The sequence below is a fragment of the Sphingomonas sp. SL1004 genome (assembly GCF_057815015.1).
This window is the reverse complement of record NZ_JBYMUX010000001.1, coordinates 2853359-2878704: the sequence shown is the minus strand read 5'-3', so window position 1 is coordinate 2878704 and position 25346 is coordinate 2853359. Positions and strand designations below refer to the sequence as shown.

Below are 25346 nucleotides of genomic sequence, written 5' to 3'. Positions count from 1 at the left end.
CTTCGCACCACGCGAATCCCGCGCTAGGACAAAACCATGCAACCCGTCCGCATCGCCCCCTCGATCCTCTCCGCCGATTTCGCCAAACTCGGCGAGGAGGTCCGCGCCATCGACGCCGCCGGCGCCGACTGGATCCATATCGACGTGATGGACGGCCATTTCGTCCCCAACATCTCGTTCGGTCCGGCCGTCATGAAGTCGGTCCGCGGCGTCACCACCAAGCCGTTCGACGTCCACCTGATGATCTCCCCGGTCGACGCCTATCTCGACGCGTTCGCGGAGGCCGGCGCCGACTGCATCACCGTGCATTACGAGGCCGGCCCGCACATCCACCGCTCGCTCCAGCACATCAAGGGCCTCGGCAAGCGCGCCGGCGTCGTGATCTGCCCCGGCACGCCGGCGAAAATGCTCGACTACCTCATGGACATGGTCGACCTCGTCCTCGTGATGAGCGTCAATCCCGGCTTCGGCGGCCAGAGCTTCATCCCCAGCCAGCTCAAGAAGATTTCCGCGATCCGCACTATGATCGAGAAGAGCGGCCGCCCGATCGATCTCGAAGTCGACGGCGGCGTTGACGCGGACTGGGCGAAGCGCTGCATCGAGGCCGGCGCCGATGCGCTGGTCGCCGGTACCTCGGTCTTCCGCGGCGGCCCCGACCACTACGCCGCTAACATCGCCGCGTTGCGGGGGTGAACGAACCGCGTGATCCTGTAACCGATCCCGCCCCCGACGGGATCGACGAAGGCCGCCGCCTGATCCGTCTCGGCGGCGACAAGGGGCTGTCGCTCGCCGATCGCCTGGCCGAGCGCTTCCACCGCCTGACTTGGCGCACGCCGCTCCACACGCTGCGCCTCAAGGGCCGCTACCCGCTGAAACTGATCGCGGTCCCCGACGACCCTATCCTCGGCGACATCCCGCGCGGCCATCTGCTGCTCGAAGGCGTCCTCTCGTTCCGCGGCGAAGCGCGCGATATCGAGACGCTCGACCTTTCGAAGCCATTGCCCAAACCGTTCGCCGAATATCTCCACAGTTTCGCCTGGCTGCGCGACCTGTCGACCGTCGCGACCCGCTCGCGCGGTGCGCCGATCGCCGAATACCTCATGGGCCTCTGGCTGACCGCGCATGCTGACACCCAAGGCGGGATCGCGTGGCGGCCCGACATGTGGGGCCGCCGCATCCTCGCCTGGACCGCGCACGCGCCGCTGATCCTGTCGTCCTCTGACCAGATCTACCGCTCGAAGGTGCTCAACGCGCTCGCAAAGGGCGCACTCCACCTCGATCGCACCGCCGACAAGGCCCCCGCCGGCGCCCCCCGCATCGCCGCGTGGTGCGGAGTCGTCGCGGCCGGGCTGCTAATCCCCGGCGGAGAACCAAGGCAGGCGTTCGGTGAAGCCGGCCTCCTCCGCGCGCTGGGCACCGGTCTATTCGACGATGGCGGTTCGGTCTCGCGCAGTCCGGCGATGCTGCTCGATTCGATCCAGCTGCTCACGCTGCTCCAGGAAAGCTACGCCGCCCGTAGCGCCGAACTCCCCGAGACGGTGGCGGTCACGCTCACGCGGATGGTCGCGGCGTTGCTCGGGGTCGCGCACGCCGATCGCGGCCTGTCGAGCTGGCAGGGTGGTGGCCCCGCCAGCGAAACGCAGGTCGCAGCCGTCATCGAAGCCAGCGGTGTCCGCACGCGTCCCCTCCGCCAAGCGCGCGACTGGGGCTATCAACGCCTCGCCGCCGGCACCGCGGTGCTGATCGTCGACGCCGCACCGCCGCCGATCGCGCGCTTCGTCGAAGGCGGCTGCGCCTCGACGCTCGCATTCGAATTCTCCGACGGCGCGGCGCGGATCGTCGTCAATTGCGGCGGTGCGCGCGCGGGCATCGCGCAACTGCCGGCGGCGATGGTGGAGGGTTTGCGCTCGACGGCCGCGCACTCGACCCTGACGATCGCCGACAGCAACTCGACCGCGATCCTCACCGACGGCACGCTCGGTCGCGGCGTCGCCGAGGTCGAACTCAGCCGCCAGGAATCGGATGCCGCGAGCCGGATCGAGGCGAGCCACGACGGCTATGTCCGCCGCTGGGGCTTCCTCCACCGCCGCCAGCTGATGCTCACCGGCGACGGCCGCGAACTCCGCGGCGAGGACGCGCTGTTGCCGCAAGGCCGCAAACGCCGCGTAGGCCTGTCGCTGTTCGCGATCCGCTTCCATTTGGGGGAGGGCGTGCAGGTCTCCCCCACAGCGGACGGCCTGGGCGCGATCCTCCGCCTTCCCGGCGGCCCCCTATGGCAATTCCGCTGCCGCGGCGGCGCGCTGGTGGTCGAGGACAGCGTCTGGATTGACGCGGACGGGCGGCCCGTAGCGACGCAGCAACTGATGATCACCGGAGAGGCCGCAGCCGGCGGTGCGAGTGTGAGTTGGGCGCTGAAGAAGGCCGTCTGACCGGAGGCCGCCCTAGGTGAGATGCACCACCCCGGCGGAGGCCGGGGCCCAGTTGGAAAGGTGGCAATAACGGAGCGCCGTCACCGGTTAGCAACGTCCCCCAACTGGACCCCGGCCTTCGCCGGGGTGGTGCCATTGTTCGGAATGGCGCGGGATGGCGGCATTCGTGCGTGACCTGCCCCCCTGTTCCCGGGCGGCAACCAACGCTAAGGCACCGCCGCACGGCGACTCCCGACGAAAGACTCCCATGACCAGCATCCCGATCAAGCGCGCGCTCCTGTCCGTTTCCGACAAGACCGGGATCGTCGATCTCGGCAAGGCGCTGGCCAGCCACGGCGTCGAACTCGTCTCCACCGGAGGCACCGCCACCGCGCTCCGCGCCGCCGGCCTCGAAGTCCGCGACGTCAGCGAACTCACCGGCTTCCCCGAAATGATGGACGGCCGCGTGAAGACGCTCCACCCGATGGTCCACGGGGGCCTCCTCGCGGTCCGCGACGACGCCGGCCACGCCGCCTCAATGGCCGAGCACAAGATCGGCGCGATCGACCTCGTCATCGTCAATCTCTACCCGTTCGAGGCGACCGTCGCGAAAGGCGCCGACCGCGACACCATCATCGAGAACATCGACATCGGCGGCCCCAGCATGGTGCGTTCGGCGGCCAAGAACCACGCCTATGTCGCGATCGTCACCGACCCCGCCGACTACGCACTCGTCTCGGGCGGCACCACGACGCTCGACGACCGCAAGAGGCTCGCCGCAAAGGCCTTCGCCACCACCGCAGCCTATGACTCGGCGATCGCAACCTGGTTCGGCACCGTCGACCAGGCGGAGCAGTTTCCCGCCACCCTGCCGATCACGCTCAAGCGCGGCGACAGCCTGCGCTACGGCGAGAACCCCCACCAGTCCGCCGCCTTCTACACCGCGACCGGCTCGGTGCGCGGCATCGGCCAGGCCCGTCAGCTCCAGGGCAAGGCACTCAGCTACAACAACCTCAACGACGCCGACGCCGCGCTCGAACTCATCGCCGAATTCCGCGACGCCGCCCCCTCCGTAGTTATCGTTAAACACGCTAACCCCTGCGGCGTCGCCACCGGCACCACCCTCGCCGAAGCCTATGCCGCGGCCTTCGCCTGCGACACCGTCTCCGCATTCGGCGGCATCATCGCCGTAAACCGCACGCTCGACGCTGAGACCGCCCGCGCAATCACCGGCATCTTCACCGAAGTCGTCGTCGCCCCCGATGCCGACGAGGAGGCGATCGCGTTGTTCGCTGCCAAGAAGAACCTCCGCCTGCTGCTCACCGGCGACCTCCCCGATCCCGCCCGCCTCGGCTTGACGGCGAAGTCGATCGCCGGCGGCTGGCTCGTTCAGGGCCGCGACAACGGCACGCCCGGTGAGTTGACGGTCGTCACCAAGCGCCAGCCGACCGAGCAGGAACTGATCGACTGCCGCTTCGCCTGGACCGTCGCCAAGCACACCAAGTCCAACGCGATCGTCTACGCCAAGGACGGCGGCACCGCCGGCATCGGCGCCGGCCAGATGAACCGCCTAGAGTCCGCACGCATCGCCGCGTGGAAGGCGAAGGATGCGGCGGAAAAGGCCGGCTGGCCCACCCCGCGCACGATCGGCTCGGCGGTCGCCTCCGACGCATTTTTCCCGTTCGCCGACGGTCTGCTCGCGGCGGTCGAGGCCGGCGCTACGGCGGTGATCCAGCCCGGCGGCTCGATCCGCGACGCCGACGTCATCGCTGCGGCGGACGAAGCTGGCCTCGCGATGGTCTTCACCGGCATGCGCCACTTCCGCCACTGAGTTGGGCGTGGCCGGCGGGGGAGACAAACCCCGCCACCCCACCCACTCCGTCATGCCGGGCTCGTTCCGGCATCCACGGTCCCGCAAAACAAACGCTCGCGAGCACGCGGCGCGGTGGATGCCGGAACAAGGCCGGCATGACGAGGAAATAGGTGCCTGTTTTTCGAGCACCTCCACCGCGCTGCACAAGTTTTAACCCCACATCCCCATTTGCTCGCCCTTCGAGCACCCCTCACCCCTCCACACGGCAACTGGCACGCACATTGCGAGGCACCTCCCGTAACAAGGGGAAGGGGCGCGATGAAACTCGTCATTGCCATCATCAAGCCGTTCAAGCTGGACGAGGTGCGCGAAGCGCTCACCACGATCGGCGTGGCCGGCATGACGGTCACCGAGGTCAAGGGTTTCGGCCGTCAAAAGGGCCAGACCGAGATCTATCGGGGGGCCGAATACAGCACCAACATGGTGCCGAAAATCAAGATCGAGGTGGTCTGCGCCGCCAGCCTGTCCGACCGCGTGGTCGAGGCGATCCAGGCATCGGCGAACACCGGCGCGATCGGCGACGGCAAGATTTTCGTGCTCGATGTCGGCCAGGCGGTGCGGATCCGCACAGGCGAAACCGACGATTCAGCGCTCTGAGGGGGGACGAGATGAAGCATGAAGTAAAGAAGGCCGCCATCGCGGCTCTGGGGTTCGGGGCAGCGATGATCGCCGCCGCGCCCGCATGGGCTCAGGCGGCTGCGGCTCCCGTGGTCGCTACGGTGAACAAGGGCGACACCGCCTGGATGATGACCTCGACGATCCTCGTCCTGATGATGATCCTGCCTGGCCTCGCGCTGTTCTACGGCGGCCTCACGCGGTCGAAGAACATGCTGTCGACCATGACGCAGATCGGCGCCGTCGCGGCGCTCGCGATGCTCATCTGGGTGATGTGGGGCTATACGCTGGCGTTCGGTCCCGACGTGACCAACCCGCTGCTCAGCAACTTCATCGGCAGCTTCGACAAGGCGTTCCTGAAGGGCGTCACGCCGGCCTCGCAGGCGGCGACCTTCACGGCCGGCGTCGAGATCCCCGAATATGTCTTCATCTGCTTCCAGATGACCTTCGCCGCGATCACCATCGCGCTGGTTCTGGGCTCGGTCGTCGAGCGCATGAAGTTCTCGGCGGTGATGGTGTTCGGCCTGGTCTGGCTGACCATCGTCTACTTCCCCGTAGCTCACATGGTGTGGGCATCGAGCGGCTATTTCTTCAAGGCAGGCGCACTCGATTTCGCCGGCGGCACCGTGGTCCACATCAACGCCGGCGTCTCGGCGCTGGTAGCCGCCCTGATCCTCGGCAAGCGCATCGGCTACCCGAAGGAGCCCATGGCCCCGCACTCGCTGGTCATGACCGGCATCGGCACCGGGCTGCTCTGGGTCGGCTGGTTCGGCTTCAACGCCGGCTCCGCACTCGAGGCGAACGGGTCTGCCGCGCTCGCGATGCTCAACACCTTCGTCGCCACCGCGTCTGCCGGCCTGTTCTGGATGCTTGCCGAGAAGCTCTCGGGTCACAAGGGTTCGGCGCTCGGCTTCTGCTCGGGCATCGTCGCCGGCCTCGTCGCGGTCACGCCGGCGGCCGGCAACTCCGGCCCGTTCGGCGCCATCGTCCTCGGCGCGATCGCCTCGATCGTCTGCTTCATGGCGGTGTCGAAGCTCAAGCCCATGCTCGGCTATGACGACTCGCTCGACGCCTTCGGGATCCACGGCATCGGCGGCATGATCGGGGCGATCGGCACGGCGGTGGTCTATGCCCCGTCGCTCGGCGGCCCTGGGCCAGCGGATTACGTGATGAGCGCCAAGTTGCTGGTGCAGCTCGAGGCGGTGGTCGTGACGATCATCTGGGCCTCGGTCGGCACCACGATCGCGATCTTCATCGCCAAGGCAGTCACGGGTCTCCGGGTCTCGCCGGAAGTCGAGCACGAGGGTCTCGACATCGGCGAACACGGCGAACGCGCCTACAACTGAACACCTGATCGGTAGCGGGCCACCCGAGCCCGCACCCACGACGTTCCTCCTGCGGACATCCTAAGCCCGGTGTGGAAACACACCGGGCCTTTTTTTGTCGATCGAAGTGGTACTTCGGGCGAATTCAGGTGGGGGGGCAAACTTAGCGTCCTTGTTCTCCCGCGAAGGCCGGAGCCCAGTCTGGATCCCCGCCTTCGCGGGGAAACAGCAGCGCAGCGCACTGGTCCTGCCCCAACCTCGGCGATTACCCCGGACTGGCTCGGCACCTATTCCATTTAACCAACACACCTCCACGGCGGAGGCCAGGGCCTAGTTGGAAAGGTGGCAATAACGAAGCGCGGCCGTCGTCACCACGGTTCACCACTTGGACCCCGGCCTCCGCCGGCGACGTCTGTCGCCAGGCGGCTCTCTCTAGAAAATATAACTTCGAGCACGATCACCCAATCCGCCCCGTCACCCCGGACTAGTTACGGGGTCCACGGTCCCGCACAATCAAATCTACCGAGTACGCGGCACGGTGGATGCCGGAACGAGCCTGGCATGAGGAAGCTCGTCGAAGCGCCGGGCAGGGCGAGGCTCATCGAAGGACCGCGCAGGCGAGGCTTGTCCGAGGGCTGGGCATGACGAAGCCGGTCAAAGGACCCGGCATGACGAAGCCTAGGTCTAGGAGCGCTGCCACCCGACCCCGTTGGTCTAAGCGCGCTCCCCCCACCCCGTTCGTGCTGAGTAGTGACCGAGTAGCTCCGTAAGGAGCGTATCGAGGGCGCGTATCGAAGCACAGGTCCCGCGCGCCAACCCTTCGATACGCCGCTTCGACAAGCTCAGCAGCTACTCAGGACGAACGGGGGGCTGGGGGCACAAGCGGCAACACCAACGCCACGCCAACGCCAACGCCTCAAGCGTTAAACCCGCACGCCCTTAGGCGCCAACCGCCGGATATCCAGCACGTCGACCTGCGACAGCATCACCGCGCCCAGCGCGCGGTCCCCGGTCTCCACCAGGATCCCGTCCTGCGTAGCCCGCACCGTCCGCCACGTAACTTCGCGTACCGCCAGCCGCTTCCCGATCCGCTTCACCGCCGCGACCCGCCCGTCATCGGCAACCGCCAGCGCTCCCTGGCCATCGGCCCCAACGACCGCACCCGCCACGGCAAACCCGGCAAGCTGCGCCTGCGCCGCGTCCGCCGCTTCTTCCGGCGTCTCGATCTTCACGACCCGCCGCATCCGCACGACCAGCCCGCCCAGCCCGCCAAACAAAACCACAACGACGGCCACGATGCCGCCGACGATCGCAGGCGTCATCGCGGCCCTGCGAGCGCGTCCAGCATCGGTCGGATCCCGCGCAGATCATACCCGGCGTCCTCGGCCTGCGCGAGCAGCAGGTTCGGGTTCCGCCCCGCCTTCGCCGCCGCCAGCGCCCACAAATTGCAGCTCCGCGTTCCCGACCGGCAATAGGCGAGGACTGGCCCGTCCGCATCGACCAGCGCCTGAGTCATCGCGTCGATCTGCGGATGCGAGAAGCCCGCATGCGTCACCGGGATCGCTACATAGTTCAGCCCAGCCGCCTCAGCCGCCGCACGGATCGCATCACCCGAAGGCTGCCCCGCATCCTCATCATCGGGCCGGTTGTTGACGATCGTCTTGAAGCCCGCCGCGGCGATATCCGCGACCTGCTCGACCGCGATCTGTGGCGCGACCGAAATACTTTCGTTGATGTGCCGTATCATGCGGACTCGCGGATTACCTGGAGGAAGGCATCCCCATAGGCGTCGAGTTTCCGCGCGCCAATGCCTGATAACAGGCTCAGCTCGGCACGCGATGATGGCCGCTGCCGCGCAATGTCACGCAGTACCGAATCGTGGAAGATCACATACGGTGGAACGCCCGCTTCCTTCGCCAGATCGCGTCGGCGTACCCGCAATGCCTCGAACAGCGGATCGTCGACCGGGTTCGGCACGGCGCCAACCGCGCCCTTGCGCCGCCGCTCACGCTTCGGCGGCACGACGATCGAAACCGCCGCCTCGCCCTTCAGGATCGCCTTTGCCGCCGGCCCGAACTCGAGGCCGCCATGCGGATTGGTGCGCAAGGCATCCTTCAACATCAGCGCGCGCGATACGGGTTTGAGCAACGCCACCTCGTCGCCATCGACGATCCCGTACACCGACAGCGCCTCATGCCCGTTCATCAGGCTCCGCTCCGACGACACCCCGGTCAGGATCCCCTCGATATAGCCAACCCCGAACATCTGCCCGGTCCGGAACACCGCCGACAGGAATTTCCGCGCCGTCTCGGTCGCATCCACCGCATCGACATTACCCAGGCAATTGTCGCAATTCCCGCAATCCTCGAGCCGCTCCTCGCCGAAATGCTTGAGCAAAATCCGCCGGCGACACCCGGCCGTCTCGACCAGTCCGCCCATCGCGGTCAGCCGCTGCCGCTCGCCCGCCTGCCGCTCGGGTTCGACCTCGCCGATCCGCTGCCGAGCGCGCGCGAAATCCTCCGCGCCCCAGAACAGATGCGCGATCGCCGGGTCGCCGTCACGCCCCGCGCGGCCCGTTTCCTGATAATAGGCCTCGATCGATTTCGGCAGCCCGGCATGCGCCACGAACCGCACGTCGGGCTTGTCGATCCCCATCCCGAACGCGACCGTGGCGCAGATCACCATGTCCTCGCTCGCGACGAAATCCGCCTGGTTCTTCGCACGTACCTGCGGATCGAGCCCCGCATGATACGCCCGCGTCGGCCGCCCGCTTCGCCCTAGCGCCTCCGCAAGCTTCTCGGTAGCCGCGCGCGTTTGTGCGTAAACGATCCCCGGCCCCGGAATCTTTTCAAGAATATCGGCGATCTGCCGATTGACGTTGTCGCGCCCCGAAATCGCATAGCGGATGTTCGGTCGGTCGAACCCCGACACGATCAGCCCCTCCTGCGAGATCCCAAGCTGCTCGAGGATATCCGCCCGCGTATGCGCATCCGCCGTCGCGGTCAGCGCCAGCCGCGCCACGTCCGGAAAGCTGTCGAGCAACGGCCGCAGCAACCGGTAATCCGGCCGGAAATCATGCCCCCACTCGCTGACGCAGTGTGCCTCGTCGATCGCGAACAGCGACAGCTTGGCCTGCGACAGGAGATTGCGGAAACTCTCGTTCGAAGCCCGCTCCGGCGCCACGTACAGCAGGTCCAGATCCCCCGCCCGGAACCGCGCGATCGTCTCCTCGCGATTGGTATCGACCGACGTCAAAGTCGCCGCCTTGATCCCAACGGCAGTGGCTGCCCGCAACTGGTCATGCATTAACGCAATCAGCGGCGACACGACCACGCACGTCCCCTCCAGCATCGTCGCCGGCAACTGATAACACAGCGACTTCCCCGCACCGGTCGGCATGACCGCCAAGGTCCGCTGCCCCGCGAGCACCCGATCGACGACATCACGCTGCACCCCGCGAAAATCGGGAAAGCCGAAGATGCGCTGGAGATCGGGAAGGGGGTCGAGTGCCATTGCCGCCTAGGTAGCGATCCTCGGGGCGATGTCGAGGAGGAGGGGCGGGTTATCGCGATGGCGCAGCCCTCGTCACCCCGGGCTTGTTCCGGGGTCCACCGGTCAGCTTGCTCAACGATCGGCGGGTATGCGGAACGGTGGATGCCGGAACAAGCCCAGCATGACGGAAGAATTTAGCCATCTTGCTAATTAGCCCTTTAGCGAATAAAGCGCACTAATGGACTCGGTCTTCGACGCCCTCGCGCACCCGACGCGCCGCCGCATTCTCGAACTGCTGAAAGGCGGCGCGATGACAGCCGGCGCGCTTGCCGACGCGTTCGCGGTGTCGAAACCGACCATGTCGAACCACTTCGCCAAGCTGAAGGCCGCCGGCCTGATCCAAGCCGAGAACCGCGGCACGTCGATCGTCTACACGCTCGACCTGTCGGTGATGGAGGAGGTGGTGATGGGCTTTATGGGCCGGCTCCGGGTCGGCGACGCACACGCAGAGGGGGACACATGCGCTACCGAAACCTCATCATAGCTTCGGCACTGACTGCCGCCGGCCTCGCGATCGTCGCCGCGGTCGCGCTCGGACGATTGCCCGCGGGCACGCAACTGCCGACCCACTGGGGCGCCAACGGCCTTCCCGATCGCTTCTCCAGCGTGCGCACGGCGCTGTTCATGCCGGTCGCGCTGACGGTCGGCGTCTCGCTGTTCATGACGGCACTGCCGTCGCTCGAACCGTTGCAGGACAAGCTGGAACAGTCTGCGCCGCTCTATCGCACCGCCTGGGCCGCGCTGCTCGGGATGATGGCCCTTTTGGAAGCGGTGGTTGCCGCCCCCGCGTTCGGCTTCGCGCTTCCCCCGACAACGATGCTCGCCGGCTTGGGCGCGTTCCTCGTCGCGATCGGCAACGTCCTGCCGAAATCGCGCCCGGGCTTCTTCGTCGGCATCCGCACCCCCTGGGCGATCGTCGACCCCGACAACTGGATCGCCACGCATCGCTACGCCAGCCGGATCATGATGGCCGCGGGGCTCGCGATCATCGTTCTCGCAATCCTGCCGATGCAGGGCGAAACCCGCACAGCATTCTTTCGCTCGGTACTGCTGGTAACCGTCACCACCCCGATCCTCTATTCCTTCTTCTACTGGCGCCGCAGCCGCCGCGCGCGATAGATCGAGATCCGGTCGGGTTTTCGCGGTCCCGTCATGGACCGGCGCAACTTCCCTGCGCATCCTCCCCCGTTCAATCCGGGGGGACGCGCATGGAACTGAACATCAGGCTGGCCGAGCTGCAGAAGCGCACGATCGAACACCGCGAAGTCCTGCTGACCGAAGAGGCGGCGAAGACCGCGCTCGTCATGCCGTTCCTCCAGTCGCTCGGCTACGACGTCTTCAACCCGTCCGAGGTCGTGCCCGAATTCACCGCGGACGTCGGCACCAAGAAGGGCGAGAAGGTCGACTATGCGATCTGCGCGGGCGGGAAAGTGTCGATCCTGATCGAGTGCAAGCCGTCCTCGGTCCAGCTCAACGTCAATCACGCCGGCCAGCTGTTCCGTTATTTCAGCGTCACCGACGCACGCCTTGCGGTGCTGACCAACGGCGTCGTCTACCAATTCTATTCGGACATCGAGCGCCCGAACAAGATGGACGACAAGCCGTTCTTCACCTTCACGATGGATGCGATCAAGCCCGCCGACATCCGCACGCTCGAGAAGTTCACCAAGGCCGCGTTCGACATCGACAAGATCGTCCAGGAGGCCGGCAACCTCAAGACGCAGTCGCTGATCCGCCTCGAACTCGAAAAGGAGTTCGCCGAACCCTCCGACGAGTTCGTCCGGATGATGGCGCAACGCGTCCACGGCGGTCGTCTGACGCCGGCGATCAAGGACGGGTTCGCCAAGCTGCTCGCGCCGGCGATCGCCGCGCTGATCCGCGATTTCGTCAACGAACGCCTGTCGTCCGCACTGAAGGCGTCGAGCCCGGTCGAGGACCTGCCGCCGGGCGCGTCCGACGACCCCTCCGACGGCGACGGCATCGTCACTACGCAGGAGGAGATTTCCGGCTTCCACATCATCCAGGCTATCGCCTCACGCCTGGTCGATCCGAAACGCGTGATCGTTCGTGATGCGAAGTCGTATTGCGCGATCCTGCTCGACGACAATAACCGGAAAACGGTCGCACGGATGCATTTCAACGGCATCACGACCAAGTATCTCGGGATGTTCGCGGGGAAGGACGAGACGCGGCACCTGCTGTCGGATTTGACGCACATCTATCAATATTCGGAAGCGATCGAGGCGAGGTTGCGCGAGTTGGATCCGTCCATCCCGGCGTAGTGGATGCCCGGCCTTACCGCCGCCCGCCTACTTCTGTTTCCCCGCGAAAGCGGGGGCTCAGGACCCAAGCAGGGCCATCGCCCGTGATCCCTTGGCCACCCCGCGTTCGCGAGGGAACAGAGGCGTTAGCCTTTAAGGCTCCACCCCGGCGGAGGCCGGGGCCCAAGTGGGAAGGTTGCAGTGACAACGCGCTACCATCGGTTAGCGACGTCCCCCAATTGGGCCCCGGCCTTCGCCGGGGTGGTGGCGGGGGTGAGCCTACGCTTCCGTCATGCCGGGCTCGTTCCGGCATCCACCCGTCCCAGAGCTCGAAACGTGAGAGTGTGCGGAACGGTAGACCCCGGAACGGGTCCGGGGTGACGGAGCCTTTGTGGCGAGTGCCCGCAGGTGTTCCAAGCGCGTCAAACGCTCCTACTCCGCAGCCAACGCCCCATCGTCATCCCCAGCGCGCTCCTGAGCCTGCCGGTTCCACATCTCCGCATACACGCCACCCTGCCGCAGCAGCTCCGCGTGCGTGCCCTTCTCGACGATCCGCCCCGCCTCCAGCACGACGATCTGGTCCGCATGCACCACGGTCGAAAGCCGGTGCGCGATCACGATCGTCGTGCGCCCGCGCTCGATCGCCTCCAGCGTGTCGAGGATCTCCGCCTCGGTCCGGCTATCCAGCGCGCTCGTCGCCTCGTCCAGAATCAGGATCGGCGGGTTCTTCAGCAGCGTCCGCGCGATCGCCACGCGCTGCTTCTCGCCGCCCGACAGCTTCAACCCACGCTCGCCCACGCGCGTCTCATACCCCAGCGGCTGGCGCTCGATGAACCCGGCGATCGCCGCACCCTTGGCGGCAATTTCGACCTCGGTCATCTCCGCCCCCTCGCGGCCATAGGCGATATTATACCCGATCGTGTCGTTGAACAGCACCGTATCCTGCGGCACGATCCCGATCGCAGCGCGCAAAGACGCCTGCCGAACCTGCGAAATATCCTGCCCGTCCACCGTGATCCGCCCGCCCGTCAGGTCATAAAACCGGTACAGCAACCGCGCGAGTGTCGACTTGCCCGCACCCGACGGCCCAACGACAGCCAAAGTGGACCCGGCCGGCACGTCAAGCTCCAGATCGCGCAAGATCGGCCGCCCCGCGTCATACCCGAACGACACGCCCTCGAACCGCACATGCCCAGCGCTCACCGCCAGCGCAGGCGCCCCCGGCGCATCCACAACCGTGGCCGGCGTATCGATCAGGTCGAACATCGCCGCCATGTCGAGCGCCCCCTGCCGGATCGTGCGATACACCATCCCCAACAGGTCGAGCGGCCGGAACAGCTGCGCCAGCAGCGTCGACACGAACACGACGTCGCCCGCCGACGCCTCGCCGCGGCTCCACCGCCACACGACGAAGCCCATGCCGCCCGCCAGCATCACGTTGGTGATCAGCGCCTGGCCGAGGTTCAGCCACGCGAGCGAATTCTCGCTCTTCACCGCAGCCTCGGAATACGCCGTGATCGCGCTGTCGTAGCGCCGCGCCTCGCGCTCCTCCGCGCCGAAATACTTGACCGTCTCGAAGTTCAGCAGCGAATCCACCGCATGCGCGACCGCCCCGGTATCGAGGTCGTTCATCCGTGCACGCAGCGCATTGCGCCAGTCGGTCACCATCCGCGTGAACGCCATGTAGCCGACCACCATTACCACGGTAGCGACGACCAGCGGCCAGCCGAACTTGGTCCAGAACAGCCCCAGCACCAGCACCAGTTCGAACACGGTAGGCGCGATGTTGAACAGCAGGAAATACAGCATCGTGTCGATGCTCTTGGTTCCGCGTTCGACCACCTTGGTGACCGCGCCCGTCCGCCGCGACAGGTGGAAATCGAGGCTCAGCGCATGCAGATGGCGGAACACCTGCGCCGCCAGCCGCCGCGACGCGTCCTGCCCGACGCGCTCGAACACCGCATTGCGCAGATTGTCGAACAGCGTCGTTCCGAACCGCGACGCCGCGTACCCGACCACCAGCAGCACGACGAGCGTCAGCGCCCCGCGGTCGTTCCCCGCCATCCGGTCGACCGCGTATTTCAAGGTGAACGCGGCACCGAAAACCTGGATCAGCTTCGACGCGATCACGAGCAGCATCGCGACGACGATCCGCGCCTTCAGCTTGGGCTGCCCCGCCGGCCACAGGAACGGCAGGAAGCGGCGGAGCGTCGGCAGCAAGGGCTGGTCCGCGCGGGTGGAGGTGTAGGTATCAGGGGGCATGGATCGACGCGATGTAGGCGCAGTCAAGCCCCGGCGAAAGCAGTTGGGGGAACAATCCTGCCACTTCGTCGCTTTTGTTATCGTGTCCAACGTCGGACACCGCGAGCCACTGGAGAATGAAATGGAACCGCTGTTCTACGTCATGGCTATCATGGGCTGCGGTGACGGCAACGTGAACTGCACCGAGGCACGGGTGATCCCGGCGCGGTACGAGACGATGGCGCAGTGTCGTGCGGCGCTCCCCGATCAGTTGGCGCAGAACACCGACGTTCCGTATCCCATGATCGGTGCAAACTGCCGTGCTCAGGGCCAGTTGATGGCAAAGACTGGTAAGGAGAAGTCGCAGGGCTGAGGTTTATCGGTTCCTGCAACGCGCGGGCACGACACCCCCCGTTCGTGCTGAGCGAAGTCGAAGCACTTGACTCTCATGTCCTTCGACTTCGCTCAGGACGAAGGGATGGGGGTGGGACGGGAGCGACAAATCAAACCCGGGGCCGAGTCCACAACCGAGCATCCCGCACCGTCCGCGGATACAGCGTATCCCGCCGCGCCGCTTCCCGCGCCGCGGTCACAATAAACCCCAGCTTTTGCATCCCCGACGTCGTCACCCGGTGATCCCACGCATGCTCGCCCCGAGCCGCCACAGTCCGCCCGATCGCGCCATAAATTCCCGCCGCCGACAACACCGCCCAAGCCGAACGGAACGACAGCGCTGGCGTCCCCTCCCGCGCACTCCCCTCGAACGCCGCAGCCCGATCCGCCATCCGCTTCGTCAACACCGCGAGCCGTGAGCGAAACGGCGGCTTCATGTGCTGACCCGGTGGGAAGTCCATCTCGACCAGCCAGTCCTCGGGCAGGTAACACCGCCCTACCCGGTCATCCTCCTCGACATCGCGCGCGATATTGGCGAGCTGGAACGCCATTCCCAGGTCGCACGCGCGATCTAGCGTATCCTCGTCGTCGGGATCGACGCCCATCGCGATCGCCATCATGCACCCGACGACGCCCGCGACATGGTAGCAATATTTGTAGAGGTCGTTCTCCGACCGCGGCCGCCACTCGCGCGCATCCAGCGCGAAGCCCTCGATCAGGTCGCGCGCATACCGCTTCGGTAGCCGGGTTTCGGCCGCAAAGATCCGCAGCGCATCGAACGCCGGCTCGCCGACGACTTCCCCCGCGAGCGCCTGCTCGGTCATAGCCGACAGCGCCACGAGCCGGGCAGGGGCGTCCTCGACCATAGTCATCCCGTGCCCATGATCCTGCCCATCCGCGATATCGTCGCACCGCCGGCACCACGCGTACAGCAGCCAAGCCCGCTCGCGCGTAGGCTTGTCGAACAACAGGCTGGCGGCAGCAAAACTCTTCGACCCCCGCGATATCGACTCATGCGCGGTCGCGACGATCGCCTCGCGTGAGGGGAGGGACTGACTCACGACCTACCCCCCAGCGCTACCACCATTGCAGGCACCACCCCGGCGAAGGCCGGGGCCCAATTGGAAAGGTTGGAGTAACGATGCGCAACGCGAACCAATTCACGTTTCCCAATTGGGCCCCGGCCTCCGCCGGGGTGGAGCAGGGTGTCGGGGTGTGGTTCGAAGCTCACAGATCCGACGCGTTCATCCGCACGATCGGCTGCGTCGGCACATGCTCCGCCATCCGGTCGAGCAGCACGTCCAGCGTATCCGCCACGATCAGCAAATCCCGGTGCTGCGGCCGCAAGAACCCAACCTCGCCCATCTTCTCCCAGAACGCGATCAGGTGATCATAATAGCCTGCGGTATTCAGCAACCCCACCGGATCCGCATGATAGCCAAGCTGCGCCCAGCTCAGCGCCTCCCACAGCTCGTCCATCGTCCCCGTGCCCCCCGGGATCGTCACGAACCCATCGGAGAGATCGGTGAACATCTGCTTGCGCTGATGCATCCCGCTGACGACGTGCAACTCGGTAAGCCCCCGATGCGCAACCTCCGCATCGACCAGCGCCTGAGGAATAACCCCAATAACCTCGCCGCCGCCCTCCAGGGCGCCATCCGCGATCGCGCCCATCAGCCCTGTCCGCCCGCCGCCATAAACAAGGCCGATCCCCCGCGCGGCAAAGGCGCGCCCAAGCGCCCGAGCGCCCTCGATATAGGTGGGATCAGCCGGCGTCGCCGACCCGCAATACACAGCAAGTCTCTTCATCCTGCCTCGCTAGGGGAAGCGCGCGGGGTGCCGCAAGGAAAGATTTTGTTCGCGCAGAGGCGCAGAGAGCGCGGAGCAGAGCCGCCCGGAACGGGCATTAACGCCCAATTCCAAATTGGCGGACAGTCGCTCCGAGACACGCGCAACACCTCAGCGTCCTCTGCGCCTCTGCGCGAAAGATCTCTTACTTCTCACCCTCAAGCATCAACCGAGCGGTAGCCTTCGCGCTCCCGACAACACCCGGAATGCCCGCACCCGGATGCGTCCCAGCGCCCACGAAGTACATATTCGGAATATGCTCGTCGCGGTTATGCACGCGGAAATACGCGCTCTGCGTCAGCACCGGCTCGAGCGAGAACGCCGATCCCAGATGCGCGTTCAGGTCCTCCGCGAAATCCTTCGGGGCGTAGGAGAACTTCGTCACGATCCGCTCATGGATATCCGGAATCAACCGCCGACCGATCTCATCGAGGATGCGCTTCTCCAGGATCGGCGCGATCTCGTCCCAGTCGACCGGAAACTTCCCCAGATGTGGCACCGGCGCGAGGGCATAGAAGGTCGAATACCCCTCCGGCGCCAGCGAAGGATCGGTCACGGTCGGGTGATGCAAATACAGCGAGAAGTCCTCGCTCAGCACGCCGTGGTCGTAAATGTCCTCGAGCAGCCCCTTATAGCGCGGCCCGAACAGGATCATGTGGTGCGGAATGCCCGGCCACGTGCCCTTGATCCCGAAATGCACCACGAACAGCGACGGCGAATATTTCTTCCGCTCGAGCGACCCGGTCTTGCGCTTCGCACTCCGCGACGTGGCCAGCAGGTCGCGATAGGTGTGCATGATGTCGCTGTTCGCGGCGATCGCATCCGCCTGACCCGACCAGCCGCTCGCGCACGTAACCCCGGTCGCGCGATCGCCCAGAGTCTCGATCGACGTCACCGGGTCGTCGAGCCGCAGCACGCCGCCCAGGCGCTCGAATTGCGTCACCAGCGCCGCGACCAGACGATTGGTCCCGCCGCGTGCGAACCACACGCCGCCGTCACGCTCGAGCTTGTGGATCAGCGCATAGATCGCGCTCGTCGTCATCGGATTGCCGCCGACCAGCAGCGTGTGGAACGACAACGCCTCGCGCAGCTTTTCCGACTTCACGAAGCTCGACACGATCGAATAGACCGACCGCCACGCCTGGTATTTCGCCAGCGCGGGCGCCGCCTTGATCATCGACCCGAAGTCGAGGAACGCGACATGGCCGAGCTTCTCATAGCCCTCGTGAAACACGCCCGCCGAATATTGCAGGAACTTCTCGTATCCCGCCCAGTCGCCGGGATGCAGCTTCTCGATCTCGGCGCGCATCTGCACGTCATCGTTGGTATAGTCGAAATTCGTCCCATCGGGCCAGTTGAGGCGATAGAACGGCAGCACCGGATCGAGCGTCACGTCCTCGCTCATGTCGCGCCCGGTCAGCGCCCACAGTTCGCGCAGGCAGTCCGGATCGGTGATGACGGTCGGCCCCGCGTCGAAGGTGAAGCCGTCGCGTTCCCAATAATACCCGCGCCCACCCGGCTTGTCGCGGCTCTCGACGATCGTCGTCTGCACGCCCGCGGATTGCAGCCGGATCGCGAGCGCCAGCCCGCCGAAACCTGCGCCGATGACTATTGCGGTCTTCATGATGACATACTGCCTGCGATGGCGCGGACGGCGCGCACGATGGGGACGGGGGGCTTGCCGGTCAGAACGCGCGCCTTGTCGGAAAGCGTCGAGCGTCCGGCGTAGAAACGGCCGATGAGCGATGGCGAGAGGCGGTAGAAGCGCTCGAGGATGCGGTAGCGTTCCTCGGGTTCGGCGGCGCGGAACAACATCGTGTCGAGCATCCGGTAGAAGCCGCGCGACTTCCACGTCGCCCGCGCCATCGCATGCGTCGCATCGTGGAGTTTCACGCCCGAGAAATCGCTAAGGCTCGCCAGCATGGAAGCAGTCCGAACCGCGTCGGGCAGCGAGTACCCCGTAGTCGGATGGAACATCCCCGCACGCATGCCGGCCTTGGCCACCCGAGCACCACCCGAACGCCAATACGCCTCGAAATCGCCGCCCATCGCGACCGGGAGCACGCCGGACTCCTCGCGAACGACGCTCTCTACGTCCCAGCCGCGCACACCGACATAGTCGTCGATCCGCCCGCCCAGCACCGGAATATCGAGATCGGGCGTGTCGCTATAATAGGTGTCCTCGACGAACATCCGGTCGGCTGAGAACGGCAGGCAATAGACGAACCGATACCCGTCGATCTGCGGGATCGTCGCATCCATCACCATGGGCCGCGGGCTTGCGTGTGGCACCGCTAGCGCCAGTTCGCGCCCGAGAAACTTCTGCCAAGCGAGATCGAGCAGCGACAGGTCGCCTGGCCCACGCGCATCGATCACGCCGGTCGCCTCGATCCGGTCGCCATCCGCCAGCACCACCGCCGTCGCACTTGCGCCCGATACTTTCCGCCCCAGCATCAAGGCATGAGCGGGCAGGACACGCCGCACTTCGCGATCCAGCTTGCTGCTCTCGATCGAGTAATAGGTCGCATCGATCGTCCGCGCATGCGCCGGAAAGCGCACATCATAGCCACGCCACGCATGCACCACGAGCGGCGCGACGATCCAGCGATCCGCCTGCGCCACGTCGCTGCCGAAGAACGACCACAAATGATTGCCGCCGACGTCTTGCGCCGAGTCGATCAGCCGCACGTCCAACGCCGGGTGTTTTGCTTTCAACGCCAGCGCGATCATCCCGCCGGCCAAACCCGCGCCAACGATCGCGACGTCGCAGGAGATCGTCGATGCCATGCCTTCGGTTAGCGCAAAGCGGGGGGCACGAAAACAACCTTTCCAAAGCAATCACCGCCGAAGACAATCTGCGTTGCCGGGAGCCTGCGAGGGCAGGGCGCACGATCCTCCCCCGCCAGGGGAGGTGGCTGGCACTTACCAGACGGAGGGGGCGGAAAGAGGTAACGCCTGCTGCGTGTCCGCCCCCTCCTTCGCCTTCGTCGCCACCCCCCCCCGATGGGGGTGGATTGAAGATCGCGGCGCCTCTGCCGTGAAAAGGTGAGGCCAGGGGTGTTCCCCTCCACCCGCCAATGCCGCTAGCCTGCTCTCCATGCCCACGCCCACATCCGCCCCCACGCTGACCACCGCTCGCCTGACCCTGACCGGCCACGCCGCCACCGACCTCGACGACTGCGCCGCGATGTGGACCGACCCGCGTGTCTACACCATGATCGGCGGCCAGCCCCGGTCTCGCGAGGACGTCTGGATCCGCCTGCTCCGCTCGATCGGTCAATGGACGCTGTTCGGCTATGGCAGCTGGATCGCGCGCGACACCGCTACCGGCCGCCTGATCGGCGAACTCGGCCTGATCGAGGCGCGCAGGGCGATCATGCCGGCGATCGACGCGACTCCGGAAATGGGCTGGACGCTCACGGGCGACATGCAAGGCCAGGGCTATGCGTCAGAAGCACTCGCCGCGGTCCTCGCCTGGGCCGACGCGCGTATACCGCGGACGGTCTGCATCATAGACCCCGCTAACGCGCCTTCGATCAAGCTCGCCAAGCGCCTCGGCTATTGCCTCCAAATCGAAGGCATCTACCGCGACGCCCCGATCCTGATCTTCGCCCGATCCTGATCTTCGCCCGATCCTGATTTTCGAGCGCGAGGCTCGTTAAGCCCGCCCGTTATCTCTGCGCGGTGACGGTCGCGGGGTGGGCAGTCGGAGCAACCGAATCGCCGTGATGGCCATAGAATGCCATCATCAAGACGCCGACCGCCAGGATCCCGCCAGTGATAATATAGATCAGGCCCTTATGGTCCTTGCTCGCGACATCGCTGCGATTTGCCATGCATCTCTCTCCGAATCCGGCAGGTCGTCCTGCTCTGGTGGTCGAAGTTACAGCGATTCGCGCCGTTGCATAGTGGCTTTGACCTTATCCTGCTTACGGAGCCGCGAGCCGATCGACCGATCACTCACCGAGGTTCGTTAATATAGATTAAATGCATTCAGAATGATGCCATAATATATGAATCATTCAGTATGGATAATGTTCCATTTTTTTGTACGGAAAACCGATGTAGACGGATGTCGCACAAGTTGTTCTGACGGGTGCCGATATCGACATGCAATCCTGCTGTTGAGGCTGAACTTTGCTGATCCAATGATATCGTGATTTTCGAGCGAGATAGTCTCGATTTTATCGAAGGAAGTTTCAGTGGCCCAATACACCAGTGTTCTTTTGCGACAGAATCTCTCCGATCAGGGGCTGATCCCTCGCACCGGCGGGTGGACCGCCACGCCCGATCTCATCGCCGCCGGCACCGCGCCGATCGCCGATCCACAAGGCACTTTCAGCGCCGCAGCAAGCTATGCGACCGATCCTACGCAACCGGTGGTCGAGAACGCGCCGAACTATTTCTACGTGCGCGGTATCAACCTCGATAGCAGTGCGACGACCGCCGAGGCACGGGTGTTCTATGCACCGCAATCGTTGTTCCTCTATCCGGTCCAATGGCTGCAGAACGCGATGCAGACATCGCGTGGCGCCAATGTCAGTCCGATCGCATCGATAGCGCCGAACGGAATCGGCGTCACGACCGATCCCTTTTCCTGGGTGCCGCCCACGACCGACCAGCATTATTGCTTGATCGGTTTCATCTCGACACCGGCGGTGCCGTTCTCGACCCAGCAGCCGCCCAACGCGGTCTCGTCGCTCGACGATCTTGCCGCCTGGATCGGCAACACCGGCGGCACCGGCTGGCATAATGTGCAATGGGCGAGCAGCTCGGCCACCTTCACCAACTCGACGGTCTACCCCGCGTCGAGCACGGCATCGTCGATCCATATGTCGCTGACGTGCACCGGGCTTCCGGTCGGTTCGGAAGTCTCGTTTTCGTGCGGCACGCCGTTGCCCGACGGGACCGTCATCAGCCTGCCGAAGACGGTCGTCCCATCCTCGGGCCAGATCGGCTTCTTCCTACCGTTGGAGATCCCCGCGAACTGGACCTCGCCGATCAGCTACAGCTATTATGCCAATGGCGGGACACCGCTTCCCACCTTTAGCCTGGCGATGAGCGCGTCGATCGTCAAACAGTCCGACGACGACGCCTTCGCCGCCTTCGCACGGCCTGCGCACGAGGTGTTCCCGAACCATCACCTGGTCGATCTTGCGTCGGGCAAGCTGCTCGCCGTCGGCGACATGCCGGTCGATTACATCATTCCGGTGGGCAGCGACGTGACCTACCTGACCGTTTGACCTTTCTCACCCCGGCGCAAGCCGGGGTGACTTGGCAGGCAGGCGACGAGCCCGGCGCTCCAAGGCTCGATCTTGAGCTGGAGCCCCATTACCCCGGCGCGCAAACGCCCTATAAGAGCCTCATGTGGCTCGCCATCCTCCTCTCCGCCGCGGCGATGACCGCGATCGTCGGAATCCGCTATCTGATCGTCTCCGGCGCGTTCGCCGCGGCGACCCGCGCCCGCCATCCCGGCCTTTACCGCGGCCTCGACGTACAGATGCGGCGCGAAATTCTGTGGAGCATCGCCTCCGCCGCGATCTACGGCGTGCCCGCGGGGATCGTCGCCTGGGGCTGGCAGAATCGCGGCTGGACGCGCGTCTATACCGACGTCCACGCCTATCCGCTCTGGTATCTGCCGGTGTCGGTGCTGCTGTTCCTGTTCGCGCACGATACGTGGTTCTACTGGACGCATCGCTGGATGCACCGGCCGGCGCCGTTCAAGCTCGCGCACGCGGTGCATCATGCCAGCCGCCCGCCGACGGCCTGGGCGGCGATGGCGTTCCACCCGATCGAGGCGATCACCGGCGCTGTGATAATTCCGCTACTGGTGTTCTTGATTCCGATCAATGTCGGCGCGCTGGGGCTGGTCCTGACCATCATGACGGTTATGGGAGTAACCAATCACATGGGATGGGAGATATTCCCGCGGTTCATGTGGCGGGGAGCATTGGGAGGATGGCTGATAACGGCCAGCCACCATCAGCGTCATCATGAACAATACGGATGCAATTATGGGCTATATTTCCGAGTCTGGGATCGGCTCTGCGGCACCGACCGAGGCCTTGGCGATTTCGCGAAATCGCATGCCAGGGCGCGGGCGAAAGCTGCGGTTGGTAGCGGCGGCCGGAATGGCCTGGGCGATGCTGGCAGCGGCGGCGCCGGTCACGCGGCTTGACGTCGAGGTCGACAATCTCCGCTCGGCAAAGGGCCTGATCCGAATCTGCCTCACCGCCGACCCCAAGAACTTCCCGGCCTGTGTCGACGATGCCAACGCGCTCACCCGCTCGCTGCCCGCCAGCGTGCACACTACCAGTTTTCCAGGCCTTCCCCAGCGCGGTTACGCGCTCGCGGTGATCCATGACGAGAACAGCAACGCCAAGCTCGACACCTTCGCCGGCATCCCGCGCGAGGGCTATGGTTTTTCGCGCGATGCTGCTGTCCGGTTCGGTCCGCCACGCTTTTCCGCAGCCCGGTTCATGGTCGCCGGTGATGCTGAAATGCAACAGGTGAAGATGCGTTACATCTTCTGACGGATCATGACGGACCGAAACCACTTTCACTTCGTTCCGCGATGGAACCTTTTCTCCGGAGCATTTCCTTGCGCGCATTCTCTCTAGTCCTGACTGCCGCAACCGCGGCATTGGCGATCGCCACCCCGGCTCTCGCCCAGAACTCCGCACCGCCGACGCCGGCCCCCGATCTCGGCCCCGACAACTACCGCGTCACGGTCGGCGTCGGTGTCGCGTCGCTGCCCGATTACGAGGGCGCAGACAGCAATTCGTGGACGCCGGGCGCGGTCGCGATCGGTAAGGTCGCCGGCCATGACTTCTTCACGCGCGGCACGCAGCTTTATGTGAACCTGATCCCGACCAATAGCGATGTCGGCATCAGTTACGAACTCGGCGTCATCGGCGGCATCCGCACCGATCGCACCGGCAAGGTCGACAATCGTCAGGTCCGCGCACTCGGCAAGATCGACACCGCGTATGAACTCGGCGGCTATGTCGGCATCGCCAAGACCGGTGTGATCACCAGTGATTACGATACGCTCACCGCGCGCGTCGCCTATGTCCACGACGTTTCGGGCACGTACGACAGCTACGTCATCACGCCGCAGATCAACTATACGACGCCGCTCTCGATCCGCACGCTTGTCTCGCTCGGCGTTGCCGCGGACTATGCCGGCAAGGGCTTCGGCCGCACTTATGCGGCGGTAACGCCGATCGGCACGCTGGCCAGTGGCCTGCGCACCTACGATATCAACGATAGCGGCTTCCGTCGGGTCAATGCGTCGTTCTTCGTGCTGCAGAGCCTGTCGGGCGATCTGCGTCGCGGCTTCGGCGTCGGCGCAGGCGTGCTCTATGGTCGCATGCTCGGCAAGTACAAGGACAGCCCGATCGTTGCCGACGTCGGCGATGCGGATCAGTGGTTGGGCGCTGTCGGACTGACCTACACCTTCTGAAGCCATAGACGGTCGGCGTGACCAAGGGCCGCCGCAATTCTGTCAGGCTGGAGGGCTCGTTTCCCCGCAAAGGTCGGGCCCATATTGGGCTTCCTCCTTCGCGGGAGAGCAAGGAAACGTAAGCCGTTCCCGTCTGATCTAATTATTTTCGATAGGGTCTTGAACCCTGCATCCAAAAGCCGTCCGCAGTCGTTACTCGACGCGGACGGCTTTTTTTATGTCCGCAATCGAGGGTGTTACGATCGGGTTCGTTAATTCGAACCTCGTCTGGTGCTGGTCGATTGCGCGATGGCCGCAGAGCATATCGACGTCCGCAACAGCAAGGGGAGGACCCTGAATATGACTGAGAGCGTGCACCTGATCGAAGCCCTCGATGCCCGCGTAGAGCGACGCAACGACCGGCGTGACTTCTTCAAGAACGCGCTCGGCGCTGCTGCGATCACCGCAGCGGGTGCGACCGCGCTCTCGTTCTCCACTTCGGCTGCGGCCCAGTCCGTCACCGACGCCGACGTCCTCAACTTCGCGCTCAACCTCGAATATCTCGAGGCGCAATTCTATTCCTATGCCGCCTACGGCACCGGGCTCGACAACAGCCTGCTCTCCGGCACCGGCAACCAGGGTGCGGTCCGTGGTGGTCGCCAGGTCAATTTCACCGATCCGATCGTCCGTCAGTACGCGCGTGAGATCGCGCAGGACGAGATCGCGCACGTCAAGTTCCTCCGCACCGCGCTCGGCACCGCCGCCGTGGCGCAGCCGGTGATCGACGTCAGCGTCTCACCGACCAGCGCCTTCTCGCTCGCCGCCCAGGCCGCCGGGCTCGTTCCCGCTGGCACGGCATTCGATCCCTACGCCACCGACGAGGCCTTCCTGCTCGGCGCGTTCATCTTCGAAGACGTCGGCGTGACCGCGTACAAGGGCGCTGCCCCGCTGCTCACCAGCAAGGCGTATCTCGAGGCCGCCGCCGGGCTGCTCGCAGTCGAGGCGTATCACGCCGCGATCGTTCGCACGACGCTATACGGCAAGGGTATCGCGACCCCGTCGCTGCGGACGTCCGCAGATGCTATTTCGAAGGCCCGCGACAGCCTCGACGGCGGCGGCGCCAACACGACGATCTTCGGCACCAACGATATCGATCAGGGCATCTCGTCGTACAGCGCGACGCCGATCAACCTCGCCACCACGCAGGCCGCGGTGACCGTGTCGAACATCGTCCCGCTCGACAGCAACGGCGTCGCCTACAGCCGCTCGACGAGCCAGGTGCTCAACATCGTCTATCTCAACAGCGGTGCGGCATCTGCCGGCGGGTTTTACCCGAACGGCATGAACGGCAACATCAAGACGAGCATCGCGGCAGCCTGATCGATC

The 25346-nt window shown here is 65.3% G+C and carries 24 protein-coding genes; 15 read left to right on the top strand and 9 right to left on the bottom strand.

Features of this window, described 5'->3' with window-relative positions:
- Nucleotides 1-36: 36 nt before the first annotated feature.
- The 5 genes from rpe (at nt 37) to AC3D24_RS12980 (ending at nt 6242) form a co-directional block, all read left to right on the top strand.
- Entirely contained in the window at nt 37-693 is a 657-nt protein-coding gene (gene rpe / locus AC3D24_RS13000) for a ribulose-phosphate 3-epimerase (protein ID WP_489031258.1), read from the top strand.
- Complete coding sequence (locus AC3D24_RS12995) at nt 690-2429, top strand: heparinase II/III family protein (protein ID WP_489031256.1); 1740 nt, start codon at nt 690-692, stop codon at nt 2427-2429. The genes rpe and AC3D24_RS12995 overlap by 4 nt, the downstream gene beginning before the upstream one ends.
- A 247-nt stretch (nt 2430-2676) precedes the next feature.
- Nucleotides 2677-4239, top strand: coding sequence for a bifunctional phosphoribosylaminoimidazolecarboxamide formyltransferase/IMP cyclohydrolase (gene purH / locus AC3D24_RS12990; RefSeq protein WP_489031254.1), 1563 nt, complete (start codon nt 2677-2679; stop codon nt 4237-4239).
- 300 nt (nt 4240-4539) lie between these two features.
- Nucleotides 4540-4878, top strand: a complete 339-nt coding sequence (locus AC3D24_RS12985; RefSeq protein ID WP_056053652.1) for a P-II family nitrogen regulator — start codon at nt 4540-4542, stop codon at nt 4876-4878.
- A gap of 11 nt (nt 4879-4889) precedes the next feature.
- Nucleotides 4890-6242, top strand: coding sequence for an ammonium transporter (locus AC3D24_RS12980; protein WP_489031252.1), 1353 nt, complete (start codon nt 4890-4892; stop codon nt 6240-6242).
- Nucleotides 6243-7144: 902 nt separating this feature from the next.
- On the opposite strand, the gene AC3D24_RS12975 is transcribed toward AC3D24_RS12980, so the two are convergent.
- The 3 genes from AC3D24_RS12975 to recQ are packed head-to-tail and all read right to left on the bottom strand — an operon-like array spanning nt 7145 to nt 9734.
- Nucleotides 7145-7543, bottom strand: a complete 399-nt coding sequence (locus AC3D24_RS12975; protein ID WP_489031250.1) for a hypothetical protein — start codon at nt 7541-7543, stop codon at nt 7145-7147.
- Nucleotides 7540-7968 (bottom strand): protein tyrosine phosphatase family protein, encoded by a 429-nt coding sequence (locus tag AC3D24_RS12970; RefSeq protein WP_489031248.1) that lies wholly within the window; start codon nt 7966-7968, stop codon nt 7540-7542. The genes AC3D24_RS12975 and AC3D24_RS12970 overlap by 4 nt, the downstream gene beginning before the upstream one ends.
- Entirely contained in the window at nt 7965-9734 is a 1770-nt protein-coding gene (gene recQ, locus AC3D24_RS12965; RefSeq protein WP_489031246.1) for a DNA helicase RecQ, read from the bottom strand. The genes AC3D24_RS12970 and recQ overlap by 4 nt, the downstream gene beginning before the upstream one ends.
- Nucleotides 9735-9951: 217 nt before the next feature.
- On the opposite strand from recQ, the gene AC3D24_RS12960 reads away from it, so the two are divergent.
- From AC3D24_RS12960 to AC3D24_RS12950, 3 genes are all read left to right on the top strand, one after another.
- Nucleotides 9952-10257 (top strand): metalloregulator ArsR/SmtB family transcription factor, encoded by a 306-nt coding sequence (locus tag AC3D24_RS12960; protein WP_489031244.1) that lies wholly within the window; start codon nt 9952-9954, stop codon nt 10255-10257.
- The gene (locus AC3D24_RS12955) at nt 10233-10892 is read left to right on the top strand and encodes an SdpI family protein (protein WP_489031242.1); all 660 of its coding nucleotides are present in this window, start codon (nt 10233-10235) and stop codon (nt 10890-10892) included. The genes AC3D24_RS12960 and AC3D24_RS12955 overlap by 25 nt, the downstream gene beginning before the upstream one ends.
- An 89-nt stretch (nt 10893-10981) precedes the next feature.
- Nucleotides 10982-12055, top strand: coding sequence for a type I restriction endonuclease (locus tag AC3D24_RS12950; protein ID WP_489031240.1), 1074 nt, complete (start codon nt 10982-10984; stop codon nt 12053-12055).
- Nucleotides 12056-12466: 411 nt separating this feature from the next.
- Here the strand turns inward: AC3D24_RS12950 and AC3D24_RS12945 are convergent, their stop codons facing one another.
- Complete coding sequence (locus tag AC3D24_RS12945; protein ID WP_489031238.1) at nt 12467-14296, bottom strand: ABCB family ABC transporter ATP-binding protein/permease; 1830 nt, start codon at nt 14294-14296, stop codon at nt 12467-12469.
- Nucleotides 14297-14417: 121 nt separating this feature from the next.
- On the opposite strand from AC3D24_RS12945, the gene AC3D24_RS12940 reads away from it, so the two are divergent.
- The gene (locus AC3D24_RS12940) at nt 14418-14648 is read left to right on the top strand and encodes a hypothetical protein (RefSeq protein WP_489031236.1); all 231 of its coding nucleotides are present in this window, start codon (nt 14418-14420) and stop codon (nt 14646-14648) included.
- Nucleotides 14649-14778: 130 nt separating this feature from the next.
- On the opposite strand, the gene AC3D24_RS12935 is transcribed toward AC3D24_RS12940, so the two are convergent.
- The 4 genes from AC3D24_RS12935 to crtY form a co-directional block, all read right to left on the bottom strand.
- Nucleotides 14779-15729 carry a phytoene/squalene synthase family protein gene (locus tag AC3D24_RS12935; RefSeq protein ID WP_489031234.1) on the bottom strand — a complete coding sequence of 317 codons (951 nt, stop codon included), beginning with the start codon at nt 15727-15729 and terminating at the stop codon, nt 14779-14781.
- Nucleotides 15730-15895: 166 nt separating this feature from the next.
- A complete protein-coding gene (locus AC3D24_RS12930; RefSeq protein ID WP_489031232.1) occupies nt 15896-16477 on the bottom strand; it encodes an LOG family protein in 582 nt (193 codons plus the stop codon).
- Nucleotides 16478-16661: 184 nt separating this feature from the next.
- Entirely contained in the window at nt 16662-18140 is a 1479-nt protein-coding gene (locus AC3D24_RS12925) for a phytoene desaturase (protein WP_489031230.1), read from the bottom strand.
- A complete protein-coding gene (crtY, locus tag AC3D24_RS12920) occupies nt 18137-19303 on the bottom strand; it encodes a lycopene beta-cyclase CrtY (protein ID WP_489031228.1) in 1167 nt (388 codons plus the stop codon). The genes AC3D24_RS12925 and crtY overlap by 4 nt, the downstream gene beginning before the upstream one ends.
- A gap of 310 nt (nt 19304-19613) precedes the next feature.
- On the opposite strand from crtY, the gene AC3D24_RS12915 reads away from it, so the two are divergent.
- Nucleotides 19614-20138, top strand: coding sequence for a GNAT family N-acetyltransferase (locus AC3D24_RS12915; protein WP_489031226.1), 525 nt, complete (start codon nt 19614-19616; stop codon nt 20136-20138).
- A 49-nt stretch (nt 20139-20187) separates the two neighbouring features.
- On the opposite strand, the gene AC3D24_RS12910 is transcribed toward AC3D24_RS12915, so the two are convergent.
- A complete protein-coding gene (locus AC3D24_RS12910) occupies nt 20188-20352 on the bottom strand; it encodes a hypothetical protein (protein ID WP_489031224.1) in 165 nt (54 codons plus the stop codon).
- A gap of 366 nt (nt 20353-20718) precedes the next feature.
- Between AC3D24_RS12910 and AC3D24_RS12905 the strand changes: the two genes are divergently transcribed.
- From AC3D24_RS12905 to AC3D24_RS12885, 5 genes are all read left to right on the top strand, one after another.
- Nucleotides 20719-21759 carry a hypothetical protein gene (locus tag AC3D24_RS12905; RefSeq protein WP_489031222.1) on the top strand — a complete coding sequence of 347 codons (1041 nt, stop codon included), beginning with the start codon at nt 20719-20721 and terminating at the stop codon, nt 21757-21759.
- A 122-nt stretch (nt 21760-21881) separates the two neighbouring features.
- A complete protein-coding gene (locus tag AC3D24_RS12900; protein ID WP_489033142.1) occupies nt 21882-22694 on the top strand; it encodes a sterol desaturase family protein in 813 nt (270 codons plus the stop codon).
- Nucleotides 22648-23049 carry a DUF2141 domain-containing protein gene (locus AC3D24_RS12895; RefSeq protein ID WP_489031220.1) on the top strand — a complete coding sequence of 134 codons (402 nt, stop codon included), beginning with the start codon at nt 22648-22650 and terminating at the stop codon, nt 23047-23049. The genes AC3D24_RS12900 and AC3D24_RS12895 overlap by 47 nt, the downstream gene beginning before the upstream one ends.
- A gap of 68 nt (nt 23050-23117) precedes the next feature.
- Nucleotides 23118-23981: a MipA/OmpV family protein gene (locus AC3D24_RS12890; protein ID WP_489031218.1), complete on the top strand. Its 864-nt coding sequence runs from the start codon at nt 23118-23120 to the stop codon at nt 23979-23981.
- Nucleotides 23982-24320: 339 nt separating this feature from the next.
- Complete coding sequence (locus AC3D24_RS12885; RefSeq protein WP_489031216.1) at nt 24321-25340, top strand: ferritin-like domain-containing protein; 1020 nt, start codon at nt 24321-24323, stop codon at nt 25338-25340.
- The last annotated feature ends 6 nt before the right edge of the window (nt 25341-25346 follow it).